We start from the raw sequence: 17,923 nt of genomic DNA on the forward strand, positions 1-17,923 counted from the left end.
CCCGACGAGTAACGAGGTGATCCGTGGCCCCGCCGAACCTCACCCGCGAACAGGCCGAGCAGCGCGCGGCCCTGCTGGAGGTCCAGTCGTACGTGATCGAACTGGATCTCAGTGCCGGCGCGGGTGGCCCGGACGTGGAGACGTTCGGTTCCACCACCACGGTGCGGTTCCGCAGCAACGAGGCAGGCGCCGACAGCTGGATCGACCTGGTCGCCGACCGGGTGCACAGCGCCGTGCTCAACGGAGTCGAGCTCGACGTCTCCGACTACGACGAGTCCACCGGCATCCGGCTGCCGAATCTGGCCGCCGACAACGAGCTCGTGGTGCGCGCCGACTGCGCCTACACCAACACCGGCGAGGGCCTGCACCGCTTCGTCGACCCGGTCGACGGCGGCGTGTACCTCTACAGCCAGTTCGAGACCGCCGACGCGAAGCGGATGTTCACCTGCTTCGACCAGCCCGACCTGAAGGCCACCTACCAGATCACGGTGGACGCCCCGGAGTCGTGGAAGGTCATCTCCAACGCCACCGCCGAGGTCACCGACTCGGCGAACGGCAAGCGGCACGAATTCGCCACCACCAAGCCGATGTCCACCTACCTGGTAGCGCTGGTGGCCGGGCCGTACGCCGAGTGGCGCGACGTCTTCCCCGGCGAGGATGGCCAGGACGAGATCCCGCTGGGCATCTACTGCCGCGCTTCGCTTGCCGAGCACCTCGACGCGGAGCGGCTGTTCACCGAGACCAAGCAGGGTTTCGGCTTCTACCACAAGGCGTTCGGGGTGCCCTACCCGTTCGGCAAGTACGACCAGTGCTTCGTGCCGGAGTTCAACGCGGGCGCGATGGAGAACGCCGGTTGCGTCACATTCCTGGAGGACTACGTCTTCCGGTCAAAGGTCACCGGCTACCTCTACGAGCGGCGCTGCGAGACGGTGCTGCACGAGATGGCGCACATGTGGTTCGGCGACCTGGTGACCATGCGCTGGTGGGACGACCTGTGGCTCAACGAGTCGTTCGCGACCTGGGCCAGCGTGCTCGCGCAGGTCGGCGCCACCCAGTACGGCCATGCGTGGACGACGTTCGCCAGCGTGGAGAAGTCCTGGGCGTACCGGCAGGACCAGCTGCCGTCCACCCACCCGGTGGCCGCCGACATTCAGGACCTGCAGGCCGTCGAAGTCAACTTCGACGGCATCACCTACGCCAAGGGCGCCTCGGTCCTCAAGCAGCTGGTCGCCTACGTGGGCCTGGACAACTTCCTGGCCGGGCTGCGGATCTACTTCAACCGGCACGCCTGGGGCAACGCCACCCTCAACGACCTGCTGCAGGCGCTGGAGGAGGCCTCCGGTCGCGACCTGTCGTGGTGGAGCGCGCAGTGGCTGGAGACCACGGGCCTGAACATGCTGCGGCCGCGGTTCGCCACCGACGACGCGGGCCGGTTCACCTCGTTCGAGGTGGTGCAGAACGGCGCCCGGCCCGGCGCGGGCGAGCTGCGCACGCACCGGCTGGCGATCGGCATCTACGACGACGAGGGCGGCAAGCTAGTGCGCAAGCACCGCGTCGAGCTCGACGTCACCGGCGAGCGCACCGAGGTGCCCGACCTGGTCGGCGTGCATCGGGGCAAGCTCGTGCTGGTCAACGACGACGACCTGACCTATTGTTCGCTGCGCTTCGACCCCGAGTCGCTGGCCGCGCTGATCGACCGGATCGGCGACATCGACGAGTCGTTGCCGCGGGCGCTGTGCTGGTCCACCGCGTGGGAGATGACCCGCGAGGCCGAGCTGAAGGCGCGCGACTTCGTGACGCTGGTGCTGGGCGCGTCGGCGGAGGGCGGCATCGGTGCCGAGAGCGAGATCGGCGTGGTGCAGCGGGTGCTGCTGCAGACCCAGACCTCGCTCGCGTCCTATGTGGACCCGTCGTGGCAGGCGGAGGGCTGGCGGCGGTTCACCGGTCGGCTCTTCGAGCTCGCTCGCGCCGCCGAGCCCGGTTCGGACCACCAGCTCGCGTTCGTCAATTCGCTGGCCGGATCGGTGCTCTCCGCCGAGGAGGTCGCCGAGTTGCGCGGCTGGCTGGACGGGTCGGCGCCGCTGGCCGGGCTGACCGTCGACACCGACCTGCGCTGGCAGCTGCTGCAGGCGCTGGTCGCGCACGGCGCGGCAGGCGAGTCCGAGATCGACGCCGAGCTGGAGAAGGACCAGACCGCAACCGGTCGGCGGCGCGCGGAGCGGGCGCGGGCGCTGATCCCGACTCCGGAGTCCAAGGAGAAGGCCTGGCAGCGGGCGGTGCACGACGACCAGCTGCCGAACGCGGTCAGCGACTCGATCATCGCGGGCTTCCAGCACCCGGTCCAGCGCGAACTGCTCACGCCGTACGTGCGCCGCTACTTCGAGGAGATCGACGAGGTCTGGCAGCGCCGTTCCAGCGAGCGGGCCCAGCCGACCGTGATCGGGCTGTTCCCGTCGTGGGCGGTCACCGACGACACGGTGGCGGAATCGGACGCGTGGCTGGCCGACGAGCACCCGTCGGCGCTGCGCCGCTTGGTGTCGGAGGGTCGCGCGGGCATCGTGCGCGCCCTCGCGGCCCGGGAGTTCGACCGCTCCTGACGCCCTTGCGGGCGAGAAGTGGAGGGCAGCTTCGAGCAACTCAACTTGCTCGAAGCTGCCCTCCACCGCGTTTCCCGGGCAGGTGAACACGAATCGTGTCGTGGCGGATACGGCGAGTAAGATTCCGTTGATCTGCCCGAAGCGAGGGGTGGGAGCGTCGATGCCCGAACTGATCTCCGCCATCTCCGAGCTGCTGTGGCCGTTGATCGCGCTGATGGCGATTTTCGTGTTCCGCCGCGCCATCTGGCGGGTGTTGCGCACCGCCGAGAAGCGGGAGCTGGAGTTCGAGATCGGCGGCCAGCGGCTCACCATGCACCAGCTCAACGATCAGCAGAACGACATGATCCAGGACCTGCAGCGGCAGCTGAGCCTGCTCAGCAAGCAGCTGGAGGAACGCGACCGGGTCGGCGCCCCGGCGGAGGCGCCGGTGCCCGTTCCGGCGCTACCCGAAGCACCCGAGATCGCCGGCAACGGCGACGGCAGGCACGAGGCAGAAGTCGAACTGCCGCCGGTGCACTCGCCGGCCGGGCCGGAACCGCTCGCGGTGCTCTGGGTCGCGGAGAAGCCGGAGGCGCACGCAATCCTGGCGGAGCAACTCCGGGACAACGGCGTGCGGGTGACGATGACGACGACCAACGATGCGGCGCTGGCGGAGCTGTCCCAACGGCAGTACCGGCTGATCGTGGAGGACATGGGCCGCAAGGAGAACGGCAGGTGGCGCCCCGACGCCGGGCTCGCGCTGCTGCGCGAACTGCGCGATCTGGGCGTGGACACCCCGGTGATCGTCTACAGCAGCCAGCAGGCCCAGCAGCAGTACGGCGAACAAGCGCGACAGCTTGGCGCGGTCGGCACGACGTCGTCGGCCTACGAGATGTTCCAGAACCTCCAGAGCTTCGACCTGCTCTGATCTTGGGCCGTTGCTGGAGAACTCTGAGGTTCTGCCACCCGCAGCGCCTCGCAAGACGAGCCGACGGTCAGATCAGTGGCGGGAGCGGGACTGCTGGTAGCTGGTGCCAGCCGTGTCGGCGAGCATCCGCAGGGCCCCGACGAGGCCGTCGATCAGCTCGCCCTCCTTGAAGGACGCGACCATGCTCATCGCGGCGAGCTGGCAGCTGCGGTCCGGGATGCGCCGGTGCGCTTCCTCGCCGGTGACGATCTCGAACTTCTGCTGGCCTGGCGAAACCGCGATCAGCACGCCGTCGGAGGCGATCGCCCCGAGGTTCGCGTGCAGCTCCTCGGCCTGCTTGCGGGTGTCCTCGCCGAGATCGCCGAGGTAGATCGCGAACTCCAGCCCGGTGCTGCGGCTGGACAGCGCCAACGCCTCGTCCAGTCGCGCGAGCTGGCCGGGGCCGAACGGCAGCCGCGGCCGGTCGGGTTCGACGTGGCGGGCGACAGACAGCCGACCGGTGGCCATCATCGCTTCGCCGATGCCGAGCTCACCGGCGTCCGCGGCGGGCCGCCGCGCGATCTCACCAGTTGCCACGTGCGCCTCCCCGAGCAGTGCTGGGCCGCGCATCGTCCTGCGCAGCCACCGAATCCACGTCTGCCATCGGTGCAGCGGAGTTCACACCCGCCGGGTTGGACACCCAGAACACCGGCGCGAAATCCCACTCCTGCCCCGCTCGGTAACGCGGACGGGTGAGCCGAGGCCACATCGCGATGAGCACGATCAGGCCGTAGATGGCCGCGGGGATCACCGCCAGGAAGAGAACAGTCGCCAGGACAGTCACGCGAGTACGGTATCCGATGCGCCCTGCTTCGTGCGCTCGACCTGTGCGGCGCGTGATCGAAGCCGTAGTTAACGCTGAGCCACCGTCGCGACACGTTCGAGTGATTCGACGAGAGCAAAGTCGCCCGCGACGCGATTCCCGCTAGTCGGAACCTGAATACAGGAGTCCGGAAACTACTCACGGTTACTAGTCAAGAGTGTTATACATCACTTAAGGTAACTCGTTCGGAGTAATCGTTGCCCCCGAATGGGGTCCAACCAGACGGTTGCAATGCGCGGCGACTTGGCGGCTTGTTCCTGAGGGTTCCTGCTCCTAGTTTTTCACCTGTATGGGTCTTGCATATTTGATCACATGCGTTCAAAGCGTCCTTTGAATGCGGGAGGCACACTATGTCGATCATCGAAACCGCCACTCGGAGCAGCGCCCTCACTCTCCCGACGATTAACCGGCCACTGCTTGAACACGGCGTCCGGATCAGCGGCCGCAACCACGGTGTGCGCATCAGCGGACAGCACGGCGTCCGCATCAGCAGCGAGCGCGGCGTCCGCATCAGCGGGCAGCAAGGCGTGCGGATTTCCAGCGGTGTGCGGATCAGCGGGCGTCAGGGTGTGCGGATCAGCGGACAGCACGGCGTCCGCATCAGCAGCGAGCGCGGCGTCCGCATCAGCGGGCAGCAAGGCGTGCGGATTTCCAGCGGTGTGCGGATCAGCGGGCGTCAGGGTGTGCGGATCAGCGGACAGCACGGCGTCCGCATCAGCAGCGAGCGCGGCGTCCGCATCAGCGGGCAGCAAGGCGTGCGGATTTCCAGCGGTGTGCGGATCAGCGGGCGTCAGGGTGTGCGGATCAGCGGAGAGCACGGCGTCCGAATCAGCAGCGAGCGCGGCGTCCGCATCAGCGGGCAGCAAGGCGTGCGGATTTCCAGCGGTGTGCGGATCAGCGGGCGTCAGGGTGTGCGGATCAGCGGAGAGCGCGGCGTCCGCATCAGCGGCGAGCAAGGCGTGCGCATCAGCGGGCAGCACGGCGTGCGGATCAGCTGATCAGCCCACGTGGCATTGGACCCACGCCAACCCGGCGCGCAGCGGTTCTCCGGCCACCCGAACCAGCACTTCAGGCCGCAGGCTCACCGAGGTACGGCAGCCACAGCGGGTCCGTTTCAGAAAGCCCAGCCAGCAACCGCCAGTGCCGCCCGCGCGGCGCGTGCGGTGCCACCGGGAGGCGCCAGGCCAGCTCGCTGAGCGTCTTGTCCGCCTTGCGGTGGTTGCACTTCGTGCAGCAGGCGACGCAGTTCTCCCAAGTGTGCGGCCCGCCGCGGCTGCGCGGCACGACATGATCTATCGTTTCAGCGCGAGCACCGCAGTACACGCACCGGTAGTTGTCCCGCAGCATCAACGCGGCTCGGGTCAACGGCACTCGGCCGCGGTACGGCACTCGCACGAAGTTGCTCAACCTGATCACCGACGGGACTTCGACGCTGGCAGTCGCGGAATGCAGCATCATGCCGGCCGAATCGCCGTGCACGACCTCGGCCTTGCCGCAGACGAGCAGCACGATCGCTCGGCGCAGCGGGAGCGCGGTCAATGGCTCGAACGTCGTGTTGAGCAAGAGCACCCGGCGTTTTCGCCAGGACGGTGCGTGACCGGGAGGCCGGTCCGACTGCGGCAGCGAAGTGCCAGCGCGGCTAGGCGGGCACAGCGGGGCCCGCGACGCGAGGCCGGTGGCCTTCAGCGCCGGTTGTCGGATCGGTTGTCGGTCGGGCACGCGACCACCTCCACCGGTGTCCGGCCTAGTCGAACACACAACCCCGCCCGAACGCACGTGTGATTCGACACGCCACGCCTGGTCACCGTCGAACGCACACCAAATCATTCCCGATCATGGACTGCGGAACGACAATGATCATTCCGGGTGAATCGGGTCGGGTTCCGGCGAAATGATCACGCCGAGATCAAGGGTCGACCACGGGATGCACGTATCGTCGCTGCCGTGAACGACGTGCAAGCAGCGCATCTGACCTACCCCCGCGCCGACCGCGACGACATCATCGAAGACCTGCACGGCCACCAGGTGGCCGATCCGTACCGGTGGCTGGAGGACCCGGCCGAGCCGCGCACCGAGGCGTGGTCGACGGCGCAGGACGAGCTCGCCCGCACCTGGCTGGACGCGTTGCCCGGCCGCGAAGTGGTCGCGGAGCGGATGCGATCGCTGCTGGCCGCCGGTTCCGTCTCGGCCCCGGCCTGGCGCGTGGGGCGGGCGTTCTTCACCCGCCGGGAGCCCGGGCAGGAGTTCCCCGTACTTTACGTGCGCGAGCCCGACGGCGCCGAGCGGGTGCTGCTGGACGTCACCGAGCTGGACCCGTCCGGGCTGACCACGCTGGACAGCTGGACGCCGAGCCTGGAGGGCGACCGGCTGGCCTACCAGATCTCCGTCGGCGGCGACGAGGAGTCGCTGCTGCACGTGCTGGACGTCGCCACCGGCGACCTCGTCGAGGGCCCGATCGACCGGTGCCGCTATTCGACGATCTCGTGGCTGCCCGGCGGCGAGGAGTACTTCTACATCCGGCGGCTGGCACCGGAGCTGGTGCCCGACGGCGAGGAGCAGTTTCACCGCCGGGTGTGGCGGCACCGGGTGAGTGCCGACCCCGACCAGGACCTGCTGGTGCACGGCGAGGGCCTGGACCACACCTACTACTACGGAACCCGGGTGTCGCGGGACGGCCGTTGGCTGGTCGTCGAGGGCAGCCCGGGCACCGCGCGGCGGGATTCGGTGTGGATCGCCGACCTATCCGGGGGCTGCGACGTGCCGGACCTCCGGCAGGTCGTGGACACCTCCGACGGGTACCGGGTCGGCGCCTGGGTGGAGCGCGATGGCCGGCTGTACGTGATGACGACGCTGGACGCCCCGCGCTGGCGGCTGTGCGTGGCAGACCCGACCAACCCGGAGCCGGCGAACTGGACCGAGCTGATCGCCGAGGAACCCGACTCGGTGCTGGAGGGCGTGCGCTGGTTCGACACCGGTGACGGCGACCCGCAGCTGGTGGTGCTGCGGACCCGGCACGCGGTGTCCGAGGTGACGCTGCACGATCCGGCCACCGGTCGGCGGACCGCAGAGGTCCCGCTGCCGAGCACCGGACAGGTCACCGCGCTGACCACCGTGGACGAAGCCACCGAAGGCGACCGCGACCGGCTGTGGATCGGCTGGACCGACTTCGCCACCCCGTCGTGCGTGCACGCCTACTCCCGCCGCACCAGGCAGACCGCGCTGGACCAGCAGGCGCCGGGCACCATCGAGCTGCCCACGGTGCACACCCAGCAGGTCACCTACCGCTCGCTGGACGGCACCCCGGTGCGGATGTTCCTGCTGAGCCCGGCGGCCGAACCCGACCGCCCCCGGCCGGTGTTCATGACCGGCTACGGCGGTTTCTCCCTGTCCCGCGAGCCCGGCTACACGCCGTCCGCGCTGGCGTGGGTCGCCGCCGGCGGCGTCTGGGCGTTGCCCTCGCTGCGCGGTGGCGGCGAGGAAGGCGAGGAGTGGCACGTTGCGGGCATGCGCGAGCAGAAGCAGCACACCTTCGACGACTTCCACGCGGCGGCGCAGCACCTGATCGATGAGGGCTGGACGACCGCCGAGCAGCTGGCGATCTCCGGTGGCTCGAACGGCGGCCTGCTGGTCGGGGCGGCGCTGACGCAGCGCCCGGACCTCTACCGGGCGGTGGTGTGCTCGGCGCCGCTGCTGGACATGGTCCGCTACGAGCAGTTCCTGCTCGGCCGCACGTGGAACGACGAGTACGGCACCGCCGACGATGCGGAGGAGCTGGGCTGGCTGCTGTCCTATTCGCCGTACCACAACGTGACCGACCAGACGGACTACCCGTCGGTGCTGTTCACCGTCTTCGAATCGGACTCCCGGGTCGACCCGAACCACGCCCGCAAGATGTGCGCGGCGTTGCAGCACGCCACCAGCTCCGACCCGGCGAAACGTCCGGTTCTGCTGCGCCGGGAGACCGAGGTCGGGCATGCCGCGCGTTCGGTGTCCCGTACGGTGGGTCTGGCGACCGACCAGCTCGCCTTCCTCTCGGAGGCCACCGGACTCGCCCTGGACTGAGCCCGAACTCGGTCCCGGCGGTCAGCTGTTCGAGCATCGTGCGCGGCGGGGCGTGCACGATGCTCGGTTTGCCGGTTGCCGACCCGGTGATGTGCCCCAACGCATCCGGCGCCGCCGTGCCGGTCACCACCGCGGGCCCTGAACGACAGCATGGAGAACCCCCGACCCATGGATCTGCCGCTTTTGACCCAACCGAACTGTGCCGTGGACTCGTTCTGGTGCCGGACCATCTCCGATTGGACCGGCAACCAGTGGCTGGCGTCCTACGCCGACCTCCTCATCGCCAAGCCGGTGAACATCCTGCTCATCCTGGTCGTCGCATTCATCGTGCGATGGCTGGTGCACCGCACGATCAACCGCCTCACCCGCGGCAACGGCAAACCCCCGAAACTGCTGACTTCGCTGAAGGAACGCCGGGCGGACACGATGACGGCCGAGTTGCTGTCGGAGCGGCGCGTCCAGCGCGCGCGCACGATCGGCTCGGTGCTCAAGTCGATGGCCTCGTTCGTGATCTTCGGCCTTGGCGCGATCTACGTGCTGCAGGTGCTGAGCATCCAGATCGCCCCGGTGCTGGCCTCTGCCGGTGTGCTGGGTGTCGCGGTCGCCTTCGGCGCCCAGAACCTCGTCCGGGACTTCCTGTCCGGCATGTTCATGCTGGTCGAGGACCAGTACGGCGTCGGTGACGTGGTCGACCTCGGCGAGGCCAGCGGCACCGTCGAGTCCGTCGGCCTGCGGGTCACCACGCTGCGCGACATCAACGGTACCGTCTGGTACGTCCGCAACGGCGAGATCCTGCGGGTCGGTAACTCCAGCCAGGGCTTCGCCGTGGCCGTGGTGGACTTCCCGATCTCGCACACCAGTGACGTGCAGAAGGCCATCGAGGTGGCCGCCAAGGTCGCCACCGAGGCGGTCTCGCGCGAGCCGCTGACCAAGGACGTGCTTAACCCGCCGGAAATGCTGGGCGTGGACCAGATCACCGCGGACACCATCACCCTGCGCATGACCACCAAGGTCCGCCCCGGCAGGCAGTGGGCGGTGCAGCGGCGGTTGCGCGCGGAGATCAAGCGAGCTTACGACGAGCAGGACATCGAGCCGCCATACCCGTACGGTCGGCCGCTGCATTCCGGCCCGGTTGCATAGCCGCTGGTCACGCCGGTCGGGAGTCCTTCTGGTCGCCATCGCTGCCCGGGGGGCTCGCGGTCGGCGTGAGCGCAGGTGTGAGCCGTTCGTCCGCCATGCCGTCCAAAATCCGCCGCGCCCCTGAGAGGATGGAGCCGTGACTTCCGTGGAGACCTTCTACCAGCAGGTCGGCGGCGAGGCGACCTTCCACCGGATCGTGGCGCGCTTCTACGAGGAGGTGGCCGAGGACGAGCTGCTGCGGCCGCTCTACCCGGAGGAGGACCTCGGGCCCGCCGAGGAACGGCTGCGGCTGTTCCTGATCCAGTACTGGGGCGGCCCGCACACGTACTCCGACCGGCGCGGCCACCCCCGGCTGCGGATGCGGCACGCCCCGTTCAAAATCGGCCCGGCGGAGCGGGACGCATGGCTGCGCTGCATGCGGATCGCGATCGACGAGGTCGACCTCAAACCGGAGCACCGCGACCAGCTGTGGCAGTACATGGAGATGGCCGCCAACAGCATGATCAACTCCTGGTTCTGACGAGCTCGTCCTGCGCGGCGGCGCCGGTCGCGACCCCTGCGGGAGTTACCGTCATCGCCTCGCTGGCGACTCGTGCACGACGGCTGCACCGCTTCAGGGACAAGACCGGCAAAATTCGAAGACAGCCACTGAGACGAAGGACCTGGTGATGCGACGGGCGGACGCGCGGGCAGGCTACGGCGAACTGCCGTGGTGGTGGGACGCGGTGTGCTACCAGGTCGACGTCGGCTCGTTCGCCGACGGCGACGGTGACGGGGTCGGCGACCTCGCCGGGCTGACCGGCCGGCTCGGCTACCTGGACCTGCTCGGCGTCGACGCGGTCGTGCTGGCCGGGGCAGCCGGGCTGGATCCGTCGGCAGCGCCGTTCGCCGAGTTGCTCGGCGAGGCGCGCGAAGCCGGCATGCGCGTGATGGTCTCGCTCGATGTGGATCCCGCGCGCAGCGACCCCGCATCGGTGCTGCTGCCCTGGCTGGAGTACGGCGCCGATGGGTTCCACCTGGCGCCGCGTCCCGACCCGACCGGTGCCATCGGCGCAGCGCTCGCCGGCTACCCGGATCGCGTGGTGATCGGCAGCGGACCGGGCGATTGGCACCTGGCGTTCAACCTCGACCTGGCCGTCGCCGGTTTCGACGCCGAACGGGTCCGCAATGCGATCACGGAGGTGTTCGCCTCCCCCGGGGCGCGCCAGGCGTGGGCGATGGCCAGCCGCGACACCGAGCAGAGCCGGGACGACGCCGCGCTGACCCCGGTCCGCGCGATGGCCCTGGTGCAGCTGGCGCTGCCCGGCGCGGTCTGCCTGCGGCACGGCGAGGAGCTCGGCCTGCCCGGGACCCAGCGCGTCCGGATGCCGTGGGAGGGCGACCGGCCGCCGTTCGGCTTCTCCACCGCCGAGGCCGACTGGTCGTCGATCCCGGCGGACTGGGTCACGTTCACCGCGGAGGCTCAGCTGGAGGACGAGACGTCCACGCTGTCGCTGTACCGGCACGCGCTGGAGACCCGGAGCACGCATCCGGCGTTCACCGGCGACGACATCGAGTGGTTCGGGGCGCCGGACGGGTGCTTAGCGTTCCGGCGCACCGGCACGACCCTGATCTGCGCGTTGAACACCTCGCCGGCCCCGGTGCCGCTGCCTCCCGGCGAGGTGCTGCTGACCTCGCGACCGCTGGAATCCGGGGAGTTGTCGCCGGGCACCGCCGCTTGGTTGGTGTGAGCCTGACCTCGCCTAGGCGACCGGGCGCGAGTGGGCCGGAGCGGGTGCCGGTAAATTTTGGTAGGACCGCCGCCTGACGACCCGCTGGATGCTATGTCTGCCCGTGCGCCCGAGCTGAGCCTTCCTCGGACGACGGAACGCACCCGCCGGTTGGTCGGCGTCGACATCGCCCGGTTCGTCGCGGTGTTCGGCATGTTCTGCATCCACTTCGGCGTGCCGTTCGCGCAGGGCGACGTTGAGGTTTGGATCGCGCAGTTCTCCAGCGGCCGGTCCACCGCGCTGTTCACCCTGCTGGCCGGGGTCTCGCTGGCGATGATGACAGGGCGCAGCGAGCCGCCGACCGATAGCGCGCTCCGCGACGCCCGCGTCCGGGTCGCGGTGCGCGCGGTGCTGCTGCTGGTGGTCGGCCTCGCGCTGGCGCGGGCGACCAGCGCGACGGGCTTCCTGCTCACCGTGATCATCCCGTTCTACGGGCTCTACTTCTTGCTGGCAGTGCCGTTCATCCGGTTGCGGGCGCGCGGGCTGCTGATCGCCGCGGTCGTCGCGGCCGCGGTGGGTCCCCAGCTGTCGTTCGTGCTGCGGGCCTGGATCGCCGGGGACACGCCGCTGCGCGCGGTCGTCGACGCGATCGACCTGATCGATCCGGGGCATCTGATCGCCGACGAGGGGCTGTTCGACCTGCTGCTGCTCGGCTTCTACCCGGCGGCGTCGTACCTGCCGCTGGTGCTGGCCGGGATGGCCGTCGGGCGGTTGGACCTGCGGTCGACCAAAGTGCGGATCTGGCTCGGCGCGACCGGGCTGGCCGTGTCGTACGCGGGGTGCGAGCTGTCGAGCTGGCTGGTGGAGTCCACCGGCACGGCACTGCCGCCGGGGCCGAGCGAGGGCACCGTCCCGATCGACCACCCGGAGTGGCTACTGACCGCCTCCGCGCACAGCGGCAGCACGTTCGAACTGCTCGACTCCGGGGGCATCGCGTTGGTGATCCTCGCGATCTGCCTGGAACTGGCCGGCCGGACCGGGCGGTCGCTGAAGCCACTGGCCACGGCCGGCTCGATGGCGCTGACGCTGTACGCGATCCACGCGCTGACGCTGGCCTGGCAGATCGTCGTCGGCGGCTGGCCGCTGAGCGGCGTGCCGGACACCCTGGCCCAGCTGGCCAGCATGGGCCCGGCGCTGCCGACGGACGTCCCGAACATGCCGGCGTTCCCGCGCGACGGCCACCGCCCCGAGGGCGTGGTGGCGTTCGTCAACACCTACATGCCCGAGCTTTTCCTGATCTTCTCGATCGTGTTCCCGCTGATCTGGAAGCGGTTCTTCCGCCGCGGGCCGCTGGAGGCGGCCATCAGCGAGACCGTCCGGTGGGTGACCGAGCGTTCGGCCCGCCAGCGCTGAGCAGGTAGAACGCCGGGGCTTCAGAACCGGTGGGACTTTCGCCTCTTAACAACCACGCGCCGGAAGTCGTTGCGTTGGGGATGGCGTCGCCCATCCGGAGGTGATCTTGATGAGTTTCCGGCACCGGCCCGACGACCCACCGGACGCAGTCGGAATCCCACCCGCCCTCGGCAAGGCCATGGCCAGCTACCGGTCGCTGCTCGACGAGCTGGAGGCGGGCAGCATCGACGACGCGACCTTCCGCCGCCGCGCTCTCGGCGTCGGACTGATCGTGCGCGAGCACGACGCCTGGATCCTGGACCTCTCGACCGAGCGGTGGTGGCGCTACGACGGCGTCGCGCTGTCGAGCCTGCGGTTCCGGGAAGTCGAGGGCTGAGCGGTGCCGGCCCCGACCGACCCGGCGATCCTCCGGGAACGCCTCGACGGCCTCGCCGACCTGCTCCGCGACGCAGAACCGAGCCCATCCGGGCTGGGTGGTCCCCTCTCGACGAGTCCGCTCCCGGTGGCCGCGCTGCAGGACCACCTGGGCAACGCGACAAGTTGGCTCGGCCGGGTTTGGGCCGGGTTCGCGCGGGACGGCGCGGCGGTGCGGCGGTGGCTGGTGAGCGAGCCGCTGGGCTCGCCCATCCCGCCCCAGGAGCCGACAGCCCTGCCGCTGCGGAAGCAGTTCCGCCTCTCGCTGGCGACGGCGGCGCTCGGTGCCGGCATCGCCGCGGCCGCCTACACCTTGACGGCGCCGCTCGCGGATCCCTTCTTCGGCCTGATCCCACCGGGCATCTTCAACCGGCTCCCGCCGTTCGCCGAGAACACGGTGCCCGCGCCGGATGGCGAGGCGCCCCTGCTCAACACCAATCCGCCCCACGACGTGGTGGCCCCCGGGCTGCCGCTCGTGGCGCGGACTCCGGGGCCGCCCCAACCACCCCCTCCGCCGCCGAGCGCGGCTGCCGCCCCAGCTCCGCCGGAGACGGGGTCTTCGGACGGGAGGGCGAATTCGCCGGTCGTCAGCACCAGGCCGCAGGACTCGACCGGGTCAGGCGCGGCGCCCATCCGGGCCCCGGGCGCCGCCAGGCAGCAGGGCGGTGTTGCTCCGGCGAAGCCGGCCGCCCCGCCACCTGCCTCGCCACCCGCCCCGCCACCTGGCCAGCCACCTGGCCAGGCACCGGAGATCTCTGACGGACCGACGAGGGTGCCGACCGCTCCGCCGCAGACGACGACGACCCACCAGCCACCGCAGAACACGACGCCCGATCCGCCGACGCGAACCACGACCCACGAACGACCGCAGAACACGACGCCCGATCCGCCGACGCGAACCACGACCCACGAACGACCGCAGAACACGACGCCCGATCCGCCGACGCGAACCACGACCCACGAACGACCGCAGAACACGACGCCCGATCCGCCGACGCGAACCACGACCCACGAACGACCGCAGAAAACGACGCCCGACCCACCGGCGCAGACCACGACTCACGAACCGACGCAAACGCCGGAACCCACGCCGACCACGACGGCGACGGAACCCACCACTGATCCCACGACGACTCACAATCCCAGTACGACCGCGCCGGCCTACACCACGGATCGCGGCACGTCCTGAAGGCATCCGGTGCCGCAATTTCCATTGAAATCAGAGGTCCTCAAGTTTCGCAGTTTTGCAGCGACCGTAGCTCTGGACCGCCCGAAAGATCGCCCATACTGACACGGAACGGACATTCGGAAAGGTTAAGCGTGAGCTGAGTCGCTCCCGCTCGTCCTGCAACTGGATTCTCGCCTGCTCGGTCCGCAACGATGCCGAGGGCAAGAGGAAGCCCGGCGCAGTGACGGATGAGCTCCCGCACCGCCTCGTGCTCTGCTCTCACCCGCTGATCGCCGAGGTAGCAAGCCAGCAGGCGCCTTCTCGAACGACCAACTCGTGCAACCGGTTCCGGCTGGTGACCAGCGCCAAGCAGCTTGAGCTGCCAGGCAGCAGCGGCCGGACCTGCTCGGCTGTGCGGGCATTGTCGAGCAGGATAAGCATCTGCTTGCCGTGCACCAGACTGCGGAACAGCCCCGCACGAGCGTCCAATTCCTGAGGCATTCGCTCTGTTGGAATCCCCAAGGCGATCAAGAAACTGCCCAAGGCATCGGCGGCTTCTAACGGCTCGGCGATCGGGTCGAAGCCCCGTAGGTTCACGTAGAGGTCGCCGTCCGGGCACCGATCCCTCACGCGGTGCGCCCAGTGCACGGCCAACGTCGACTTACCTACTCCTGCGACCCCATCAACCGTCGAGATCAGTACGAACCCGTCACTGGTCGCGCCACCGAGTAGCGTCGTGAGCGCGTCCTGCTCCACCGCGCGATTTACCCGCACCAGGCCACCTCCAGGCGGACGCTCCGCACCCTCGCGCACCACCACCGGGGAACGGTGACGAGTGAGGGGTCCCTTGACCGGCATATCGGTCAAGGCACCCTTCGCACCTCAGACCAGCGCTTCAGAGCTCGTAGTGGGCGGACTTCACAGCAGCGATAAAGCCCCGCCACTGACGTGCCGACACGACCAGGGCGCCGCCAGCCCGATCCTTCGTGTCCCGCACCCCGGTCCAGTCAGCCCCCACGGCCACTTCGACGCAGTTGCCGTTACCGCCGCTGTAGCTACTCGTGATCCAACGCGTCTCAACTAAGTCGGCCACTGACATGGCTTTCCCTCTCCCGATCAGTCGTGCACCAGCGACTCGATGAACCTCACCGATTCAGGAGGCGACAGCGCGACTTCCCGCAGGTTCTCCGCTGCCATGCTATATCCGCGCATCCGCTCTTGATCGTGAATGTAGACGGCGTCGTCTTGGAGTTCGACATACCCGACCGAGTGCGCATGGTCGAAGCCAAGGATCGCGAAGGCACCGGTAAATCCACTGTGGATACCGTCTTCAGGGCGCAAGACCTGCAGTTCGATATTCGGCAACGCCGCCAAACGAATCAGGTGCCGGTACTGATCTTGCAGGATGGCAGGGTCACCGACATCAAGGCGAAGCGCTGTTTCTCCGACGACAACAGCAAGCTCTAGTGGCTCCACATCTGTCAGCACAGCCGCCCTAGCCTGCCGGAAGGCCACGAACCGGTCGACATGATCTGGCCGTACCCGAGGCGTGGCCGACGTAACAGCGTGCGCATACGCTTCCGTCTGCAACAACCCTGGAACGAACACCGGCTCGTAAAGAAACTCGCGCGCGGCTTGGCCTTCCAAACCTACGAACGGCTGGAACCAGGTTGCCGTGACATCACTCCAGGGCGCCCACCATGCGCGTTGATCGGCCCGCTCCGCTAGCTCCGCGAGTCTTTCGACCACGCCTTCGGGCGCGCCGTAGTACTTCAGCAGGGCCACCACTTCGTCGGGCTGCTGCCGATTCCGCCCGCTTTCCAAGTGGTTGATCTTTCCTGGGGTACAGCCGATCGCCTCCGCCGCAACAACGGCGGTTCGGTTCGCCAGCTGCCGATAGTGCCGAAGCTCAACACCGATGAGCCACCGTTGAGCTGCCGGGTCCGTCCACTGCGCCACGGCTCAACCCCTTCCACGCGAACACCAACAGTCTGCATGGCGCTACTCAGAGCAACTCCACCTGATCGAAGTATAGACATCAGTAAATTCCTACGTAGATCATTAAAGATCAGTTGATCGACGGAAGGAGTCGGGATGTTGCCTGGTGGCGCGAAAATCGGGCGGTGGCAGCCGGTCAGCGGTGGTCGGCACGCCTTCGATTCGGCCGCGCGGAACGCCGGGCCGGGGCCGGTCGTCAAGGCCTTGTGCGGCGTTGAGGTCAGCACCGACGAACTGCAGCGCATCGCGCCGGAGATCGCCTGGATACGCGAGAGCACCTGCATGGCGTTCTGGCAGGTCCTCGCATCCCGCCAGTAGCGCTCAACCACAACCGGATTCGACGGCGAAGGAAATCACCATGTTCTGGCTCCAGGTCGCGACGCTCGTGCTGATCAACGTCATCATCTTCGGAATGGTGTTCTCGCGCTTACCGCAAGCGCGGCACAGCGGCGGTGGCGAAGGCGATTACACGGTCTGGCATCTGATCGCCGAGATCGAGGAGGAACGCCAAGCAGTGCAAGAGGAATCCGGCATCGGACGACATCGCCTGCGCGAGCCGAGCTGACGCCCGACCCGAAACCGGATCGCATCTCTGAACCACGTCTGGCACCCGACCCCGCTCCGTGGGTGCCAGACCGCCCAGGTGGGCCGGGCAGCCCCTCCCCCTGCCCGGTCCACCTCCCTATCCACTGATCCGCAGATTCACCGGGGCATACGTGGCGCGATCACCTGCGCCACCTTCCGCGCCTCAGCGCACTCGTCCAGCCCCTGGTCCAGGAACTCGCTGACGTCGACGAGGATCACGCCGCCACCCGCGTCGAACATCGCGGTGCAGATCCGCGCGGCCTTGCCGCTTTCACTCGTGGCACTTGCCGCTGCTCGGCCGTCGATCTGCAGCCGGTCGAACTTCGACCAGTTCTCCTTGTGGCTGTAGGCCTCGACCGTCTTTTCCTGGTTCTTGTAGAACGTCACGGTCAGCGGCTCTCCGCGGAAGGAACAGCCAGGTTCCGAGGAAATAGTGGTATCGGGCTCGCCGGGCCCTTCGAAGCCGAAGGACTTCAGCTCGTCCGGGGTCAGCAACGTGCACGGATCAACCGAGGCCAGACCTTGCGACTGCGTGTCAGCAGGCTCCCGCTTCGCGGCCGGCCCACCGCAGCCCGCGATCACCAACGCAGCTACCCCGGCACACGCAGCAGCCACGGTTCGAGACAGTGCGTTCATTCCTGGTTACCCATCTGCAAGTCCTGGGCGATCTGCTCGTCGGTAGCAACGTAGTCCTTGGCCGCCTCACGGAAGAGGTTCGCCTTCCGGATCAGTTCGTCACGAAGCTGCCCCAGCAGTTCAGCGGCGCCGTTGACCCCGTTGGTCGCCTTCTGACCGAACTTCGTCGCAAGTTCCTGCGCCGAGCGGTAGGCGCCCAAACCCTCGACACGCTCAAGCTGGTAGGCCTTCTTTGAAAGCTTGTCGACCTCCCAAGCTACCTCTTTGTAGACTTCGGCGGCCTTGTTGGCGCTGTCGGGGTTCATCCGCAGCTTGCCTTCGGAGACCTGCTGTGCCAGCTGGTCGTTCTGCTGCCTGGATCGCACCCAGCTGGGCTCCAGCACCGGCGAACGCCCCCGACAGGTCTCCCGATAAGAAGTTCTCCGCCATTGT

The 17,923-nt window shown here is 68.5% G+C and carries 19 protein-coding genes and 2 pseudogenes; 13 read left to right on the top strand and 8 right to left on the bottom strand.

The genetic code is table 11. The features are described 5' to 3' along the window. Window positions 1-23 precede the first annotated feature (23 nt). Together pepN and DL519_RS23490 are read left to right on the top strand one after the other, a co-directional pair. A complete protein-coding gene (gene pepN, locus DL519_RS23485) occupies window positions 24-2,597 on the top strand; it encodes an aminopeptidase N (RefSeq protein WP_190817960.1) in 2,574 nt (857 codons plus the stop codon). Window positions 2,598-2,757: 160 nt separating this feature from the next. Beyond that, complete coding sequence (locus DL519_RS23490) at window positions 2,758-3,504, top strand: response regulator (RefSeq protein ID WP_190817963.1); 747 nt, start codon at window positions 2,758-2,760, stop codon at window positions 3,502-3,504. Between the two features lie 72 nt (window positions 3,505-3,576). Here the strand turns inward: DL519_RS23490 and DL519_RS23495 are convergent, their stop codons facing one another. Then, complete coding sequence (locus tag DL519_RS23495; RefSeq protein WP_190817964.1) at window positions 3,577-4,080, bottom strand: DUF5130 family protein; 504 nt, start codon at window positions 4,078-4,080, stop codon at window positions 3,577-3,579. Next, the gene (gene ctaJ, locus DL519_RS23500) at window positions 4,067-4,327 is read right to left on the bottom strand and encodes an aa3-type cytochrome oxidase subunit CtaJ (RefSeq protein WP_190817966.1); all 261 of its coding nucleotides are present in this window, start codon (window positions 4,325-4,327) and stop codon (window positions 4,067-4,069) included. Before ctaJ ends, DL519_RS23495 begins: the two co-directional genes overlap by 14 nt. A 389-nt stretch (window positions 4,328-4,716) precedes the next feature. On the opposite strand from ctaJ, the gene DL519_RS23505 reads away from it, so the two are divergent. Beyond that, on the top strand, window positions 4,717-5,364 hold the full coding sequence (locus tag DL519_RS23505) for a right-handed parallel beta-helix repeat-containing protein (RefSeq protein WP_223839442.1): 648 nt from the start codon (window positions 4,717-4,719) through the stop codon (window positions 5,362-5,364). A 70-nt stretch (window positions 5,365-5,434) separates the two neighbouring features. On the opposite strand, the gene DL519_RS23510 is transcribed toward DL519_RS23505, so the two are convergent. Beyond that, window positions 5,435-6,085 (bottom strand): HNH endonuclease, encoded by a 651-nt coding sequence (locus DL519_RS23510; RefSeq protein ID WP_223839444.1) that lies wholly within the window; start codon window positions 6,083-6,085, stop codon window positions 5,435-5,437. 225 nt (window positions 6,086-6,310) lie between these two features. On the opposite strand from DL519_RS23510, the gene DL519_RS23515 reads away from it, so the two are divergent. The 8 genes and pseudogenes from DL519_RS23515 (at window position 6,311) to DL519_RS23545 (ending at window position 14,293) form a co-directional block, all read left to right on the top strand. Beyond that, window positions 6,311-8,428: a prolyl oligopeptidase family serine peptidase gene (locus tag DL519_RS23515; protein ID WP_190817968.1), complete on the top strand. Its 2,118-nt coding sequence runs from the start codon at window positions 6,311-6,313 to the stop codon at window positions 8,426-8,428. A gap of 168 nt (window positions 8,429-8,596) precedes the next feature. Then, on the top strand, window positions 8,597-9,568 hold the full coding sequence (locus DL519_RS23520) for a mechanosensitive ion channel family protein (RefSeq protein WP_190817970.1): 972 nt from the start codon (window positions 8,597-8,599) through the stop codon (window positions 9,566-9,568). A gap of 136 nt (window positions 9,569-9,704) precedes the next feature. Next, entirely contained in the window at window positions 9,705-10,088 is a 384-nt protein-coding gene (locus DL519_RS23525) for a globin (RefSeq protein ID WP_168586940.1), read from the top strand. Between the two features lie 148 nt (window positions 10,089-10,236). Further along, a pseudogene (locus DL519_RS50745) lies at window positions 10,237-10,404 on the top strand (alpha-amylase family glycosyl hydrolase); the annotation flags it as partial. A 435-nt stretch (window positions 10,405-10,839) separates the two neighbouring features. Beyond that, window positions 10,840-11,298: pseudogene (locus DL519_RS50750) on the top strand (DUF3459 domain-containing protein); the annotation flags it as partial. Between the two features lie 93 nt (window positions 11,299-11,391). Further along, entirely contained in the window at window positions 11,392-12,690 is a 1,299-nt protein-coding gene (locus DL519_RS23535; protein ID WP_223839447.1) for a heparan-alpha-glucosaminide N-acetyltransferase domain-containing protein, read from the top strand. Window positions 12,691-12,799: 109 nt separating this feature from the next. Continuing rightward, window positions 12,800-13,066 carry a hypothetical protein gene (locus tag DL519_RS23540; RefSeq protein WP_190817974.1) on the top strand — a complete coding sequence of 89 codons (267 nt, stop codon included), beginning with the start codon at window positions 12,800-12,802 and terminating at the stop codon, window positions 13,064-13,066. Between the two features lie 3 nt (window positions 13,067-13,069). After that, window positions 13,070-14,293, top strand: a complete 1,224-nt coding sequence (locus DL519_RS23545) for a hypothetical protein (RefSeq protein WP_190817976.1) — start codon at window positions 13,070-13,072, stop codon at window positions 14,291-14,293. Window positions 14,294-14,551: 258 nt separating this feature from the next. Here DL519_RS23545 and DL519_RS23550 read toward each other — a convergent pair whose 3' ends face one another. The 3 genes from DL519_RS23550 to DL519_RS23560 form a co-directional block, all read right to left on the bottom strand. Further along, entirely contained in the window at window positions 14,552-15,046 is a 495-nt protein-coding gene (locus tag DL519_RS23550; RefSeq protein ID WP_190817978.1) for a hypothetical protein, read from the bottom strand. A gap of 121 nt (window positions 15,047-15,167) precedes the next feature. Beyond that, window positions 15,168-15,365 carry a DUF397 domain-containing protein gene (locus DL519_RS23555; protein ID WP_223839449.1) on the bottom strand — a complete coding sequence of 66 codons (198 nt, stop codon included), beginning with the start codon at window positions 15,363-15,365 and terminating at the stop codon, window positions 15,168-15,170. Window positions 15,366-15,388: 23 nt separating this feature from the next. Then, window positions 15,389-16,231 (bottom strand): helix-turn-helix domain-containing protein, encoded by an 843-nt coding sequence (locus DL519_RS23560; protein ID WP_190817982.1) that lies wholly within the window; start codon window positions 16,229-16,231, stop codon window positions 15,389-15,391. A gap of 135 nt (window positions 16,232-16,366) precedes the next feature. Between DL519_RS23560 and DL519_RS23565 the strand changes: the two genes are divergently transcribed. Continuing rightward, the gene (locus DL519_RS23565) at window positions 16,367-16,588 is read left to right on the top strand and encodes a zinc finger protein (protein ID WP_190817983.1); all 222 of its coding nucleotides are present in this window, start codon (window positions 16,367-16,369) and stop codon (window positions 16,586-16,588) included. 40 nt (window positions 16,589-16,628) lie between these two features. Beyond that, the gene (locus DL519_RS23570; RefSeq protein WP_190817985.1) at window positions 16,629-16,835 is read left to right on the top strand and encodes a hypothetical protein; all 207 of its coding nucleotides are present in this window, start codon (window positions 16,629-16,631) and stop codon (window positions 16,833-16,835) included. 137 nt (window positions 16,836-16,972) lie between these two features. Here the strand turns inward: DL519_RS23570 and DL519_RS23575 are convergent, their stop codons facing one another. Together DL519_RS23575 and DL519_RS23580 are read right to left on the bottom strand one after the other, a co-directional pair. Next, on the bottom strand, window positions 16,973-17,491 hold the full coding sequence (locus DL519_RS23575; RefSeq protein WP_190817987.1) for a DUF3558 domain-containing protein: 519 nt from the start codon (window positions 17,489-17,491) through the stop codon (window positions 16,973-16,975). Next, window positions 17,488-17,874, bottom strand: coding sequence for a hypothetical protein (locus tag DL519_RS23580; protein WP_223839451.1), 387 nt, complete (start codon window positions 17,872-17,874; stop codon window positions 17,488-17,490). The genes DL519_RS23575 and DL519_RS23580 overlap by 4 nt, the downstream gene beginning before the upstream one ends. Window positions 17,875-17,923 lie beyond the last annotated feature (49 nt).

Source organism: Saccharopolyspora pogona (assembly GCF_014697215.1).
GTDB classification, from domain to species: Bacteria; Actinomycetota; Actinomycetes; order Mycobacteriales; family Pseudonocardiaceae; genus Saccharopolyspora; species Saccharopolyspora hattusasensis.

Excerpts from the sequence above, each read along its gene's own strand:
- DL519_RS23490 (WP_190817963.1), top strand. The coding sequence starts at position 2,758 with ATGCCCGAACTGATCTCCGCCATCTCCGAGCTGCTGTGGCCGTTGATC.
- DL519_RS23505 (WP_223839442.1), top strand. The coding sequence starts at position 4,717 with ATGTCGATCATCGAAACCGCCACTCGGAGCAGCGCCCTCACTCTCCCG.
- DL519_RS23520 (WP_190817970.1), top strand. The coding sequence starts at position 8,597 with ATGGATCTGCCGCTTTTGACCCAACCGAACTGTGCCGTGGACTCGTTC.
- DL519_RS23535 (WP_223839447.1), top strand. The coding sequence starts at position 11,392 with ATGTCTGCCCGTGCGCCCGAGCTGAGCCTTCCTCGGACGACGGAACGC.
- DL519_RS23540 (WP_190817974.1), top strand. The coding sequence starts at position 12,800 with ATGAGTTTCCGGCACCGGCCCGACGACCCACCGGACGCAGTCGGAATC.
- DL519_RS23565 (WP_190817983.1), top strand. The coding sequence starts at position 16,367 with ATGTTGCCTGGTGGCGCGAAAATCGGGCGGTGGCAGCCGGTCAGCGGT.
- DL519_RS23570 (WP_190817985.1), top strand. The coding sequence starts at position 16,629 with ATGTTCTGGCTCCAGGTCGCGACGCTCGTGCTGATCAACGTCATCATC.
- DL519_RS23575 (WP_190817987.1), bottom strand. The coding sequence starts at position 17,491 with ATGAACGCACTGTCTCGAACCGTGGCTGCTGCGTGTGCCGGGGTAGCT.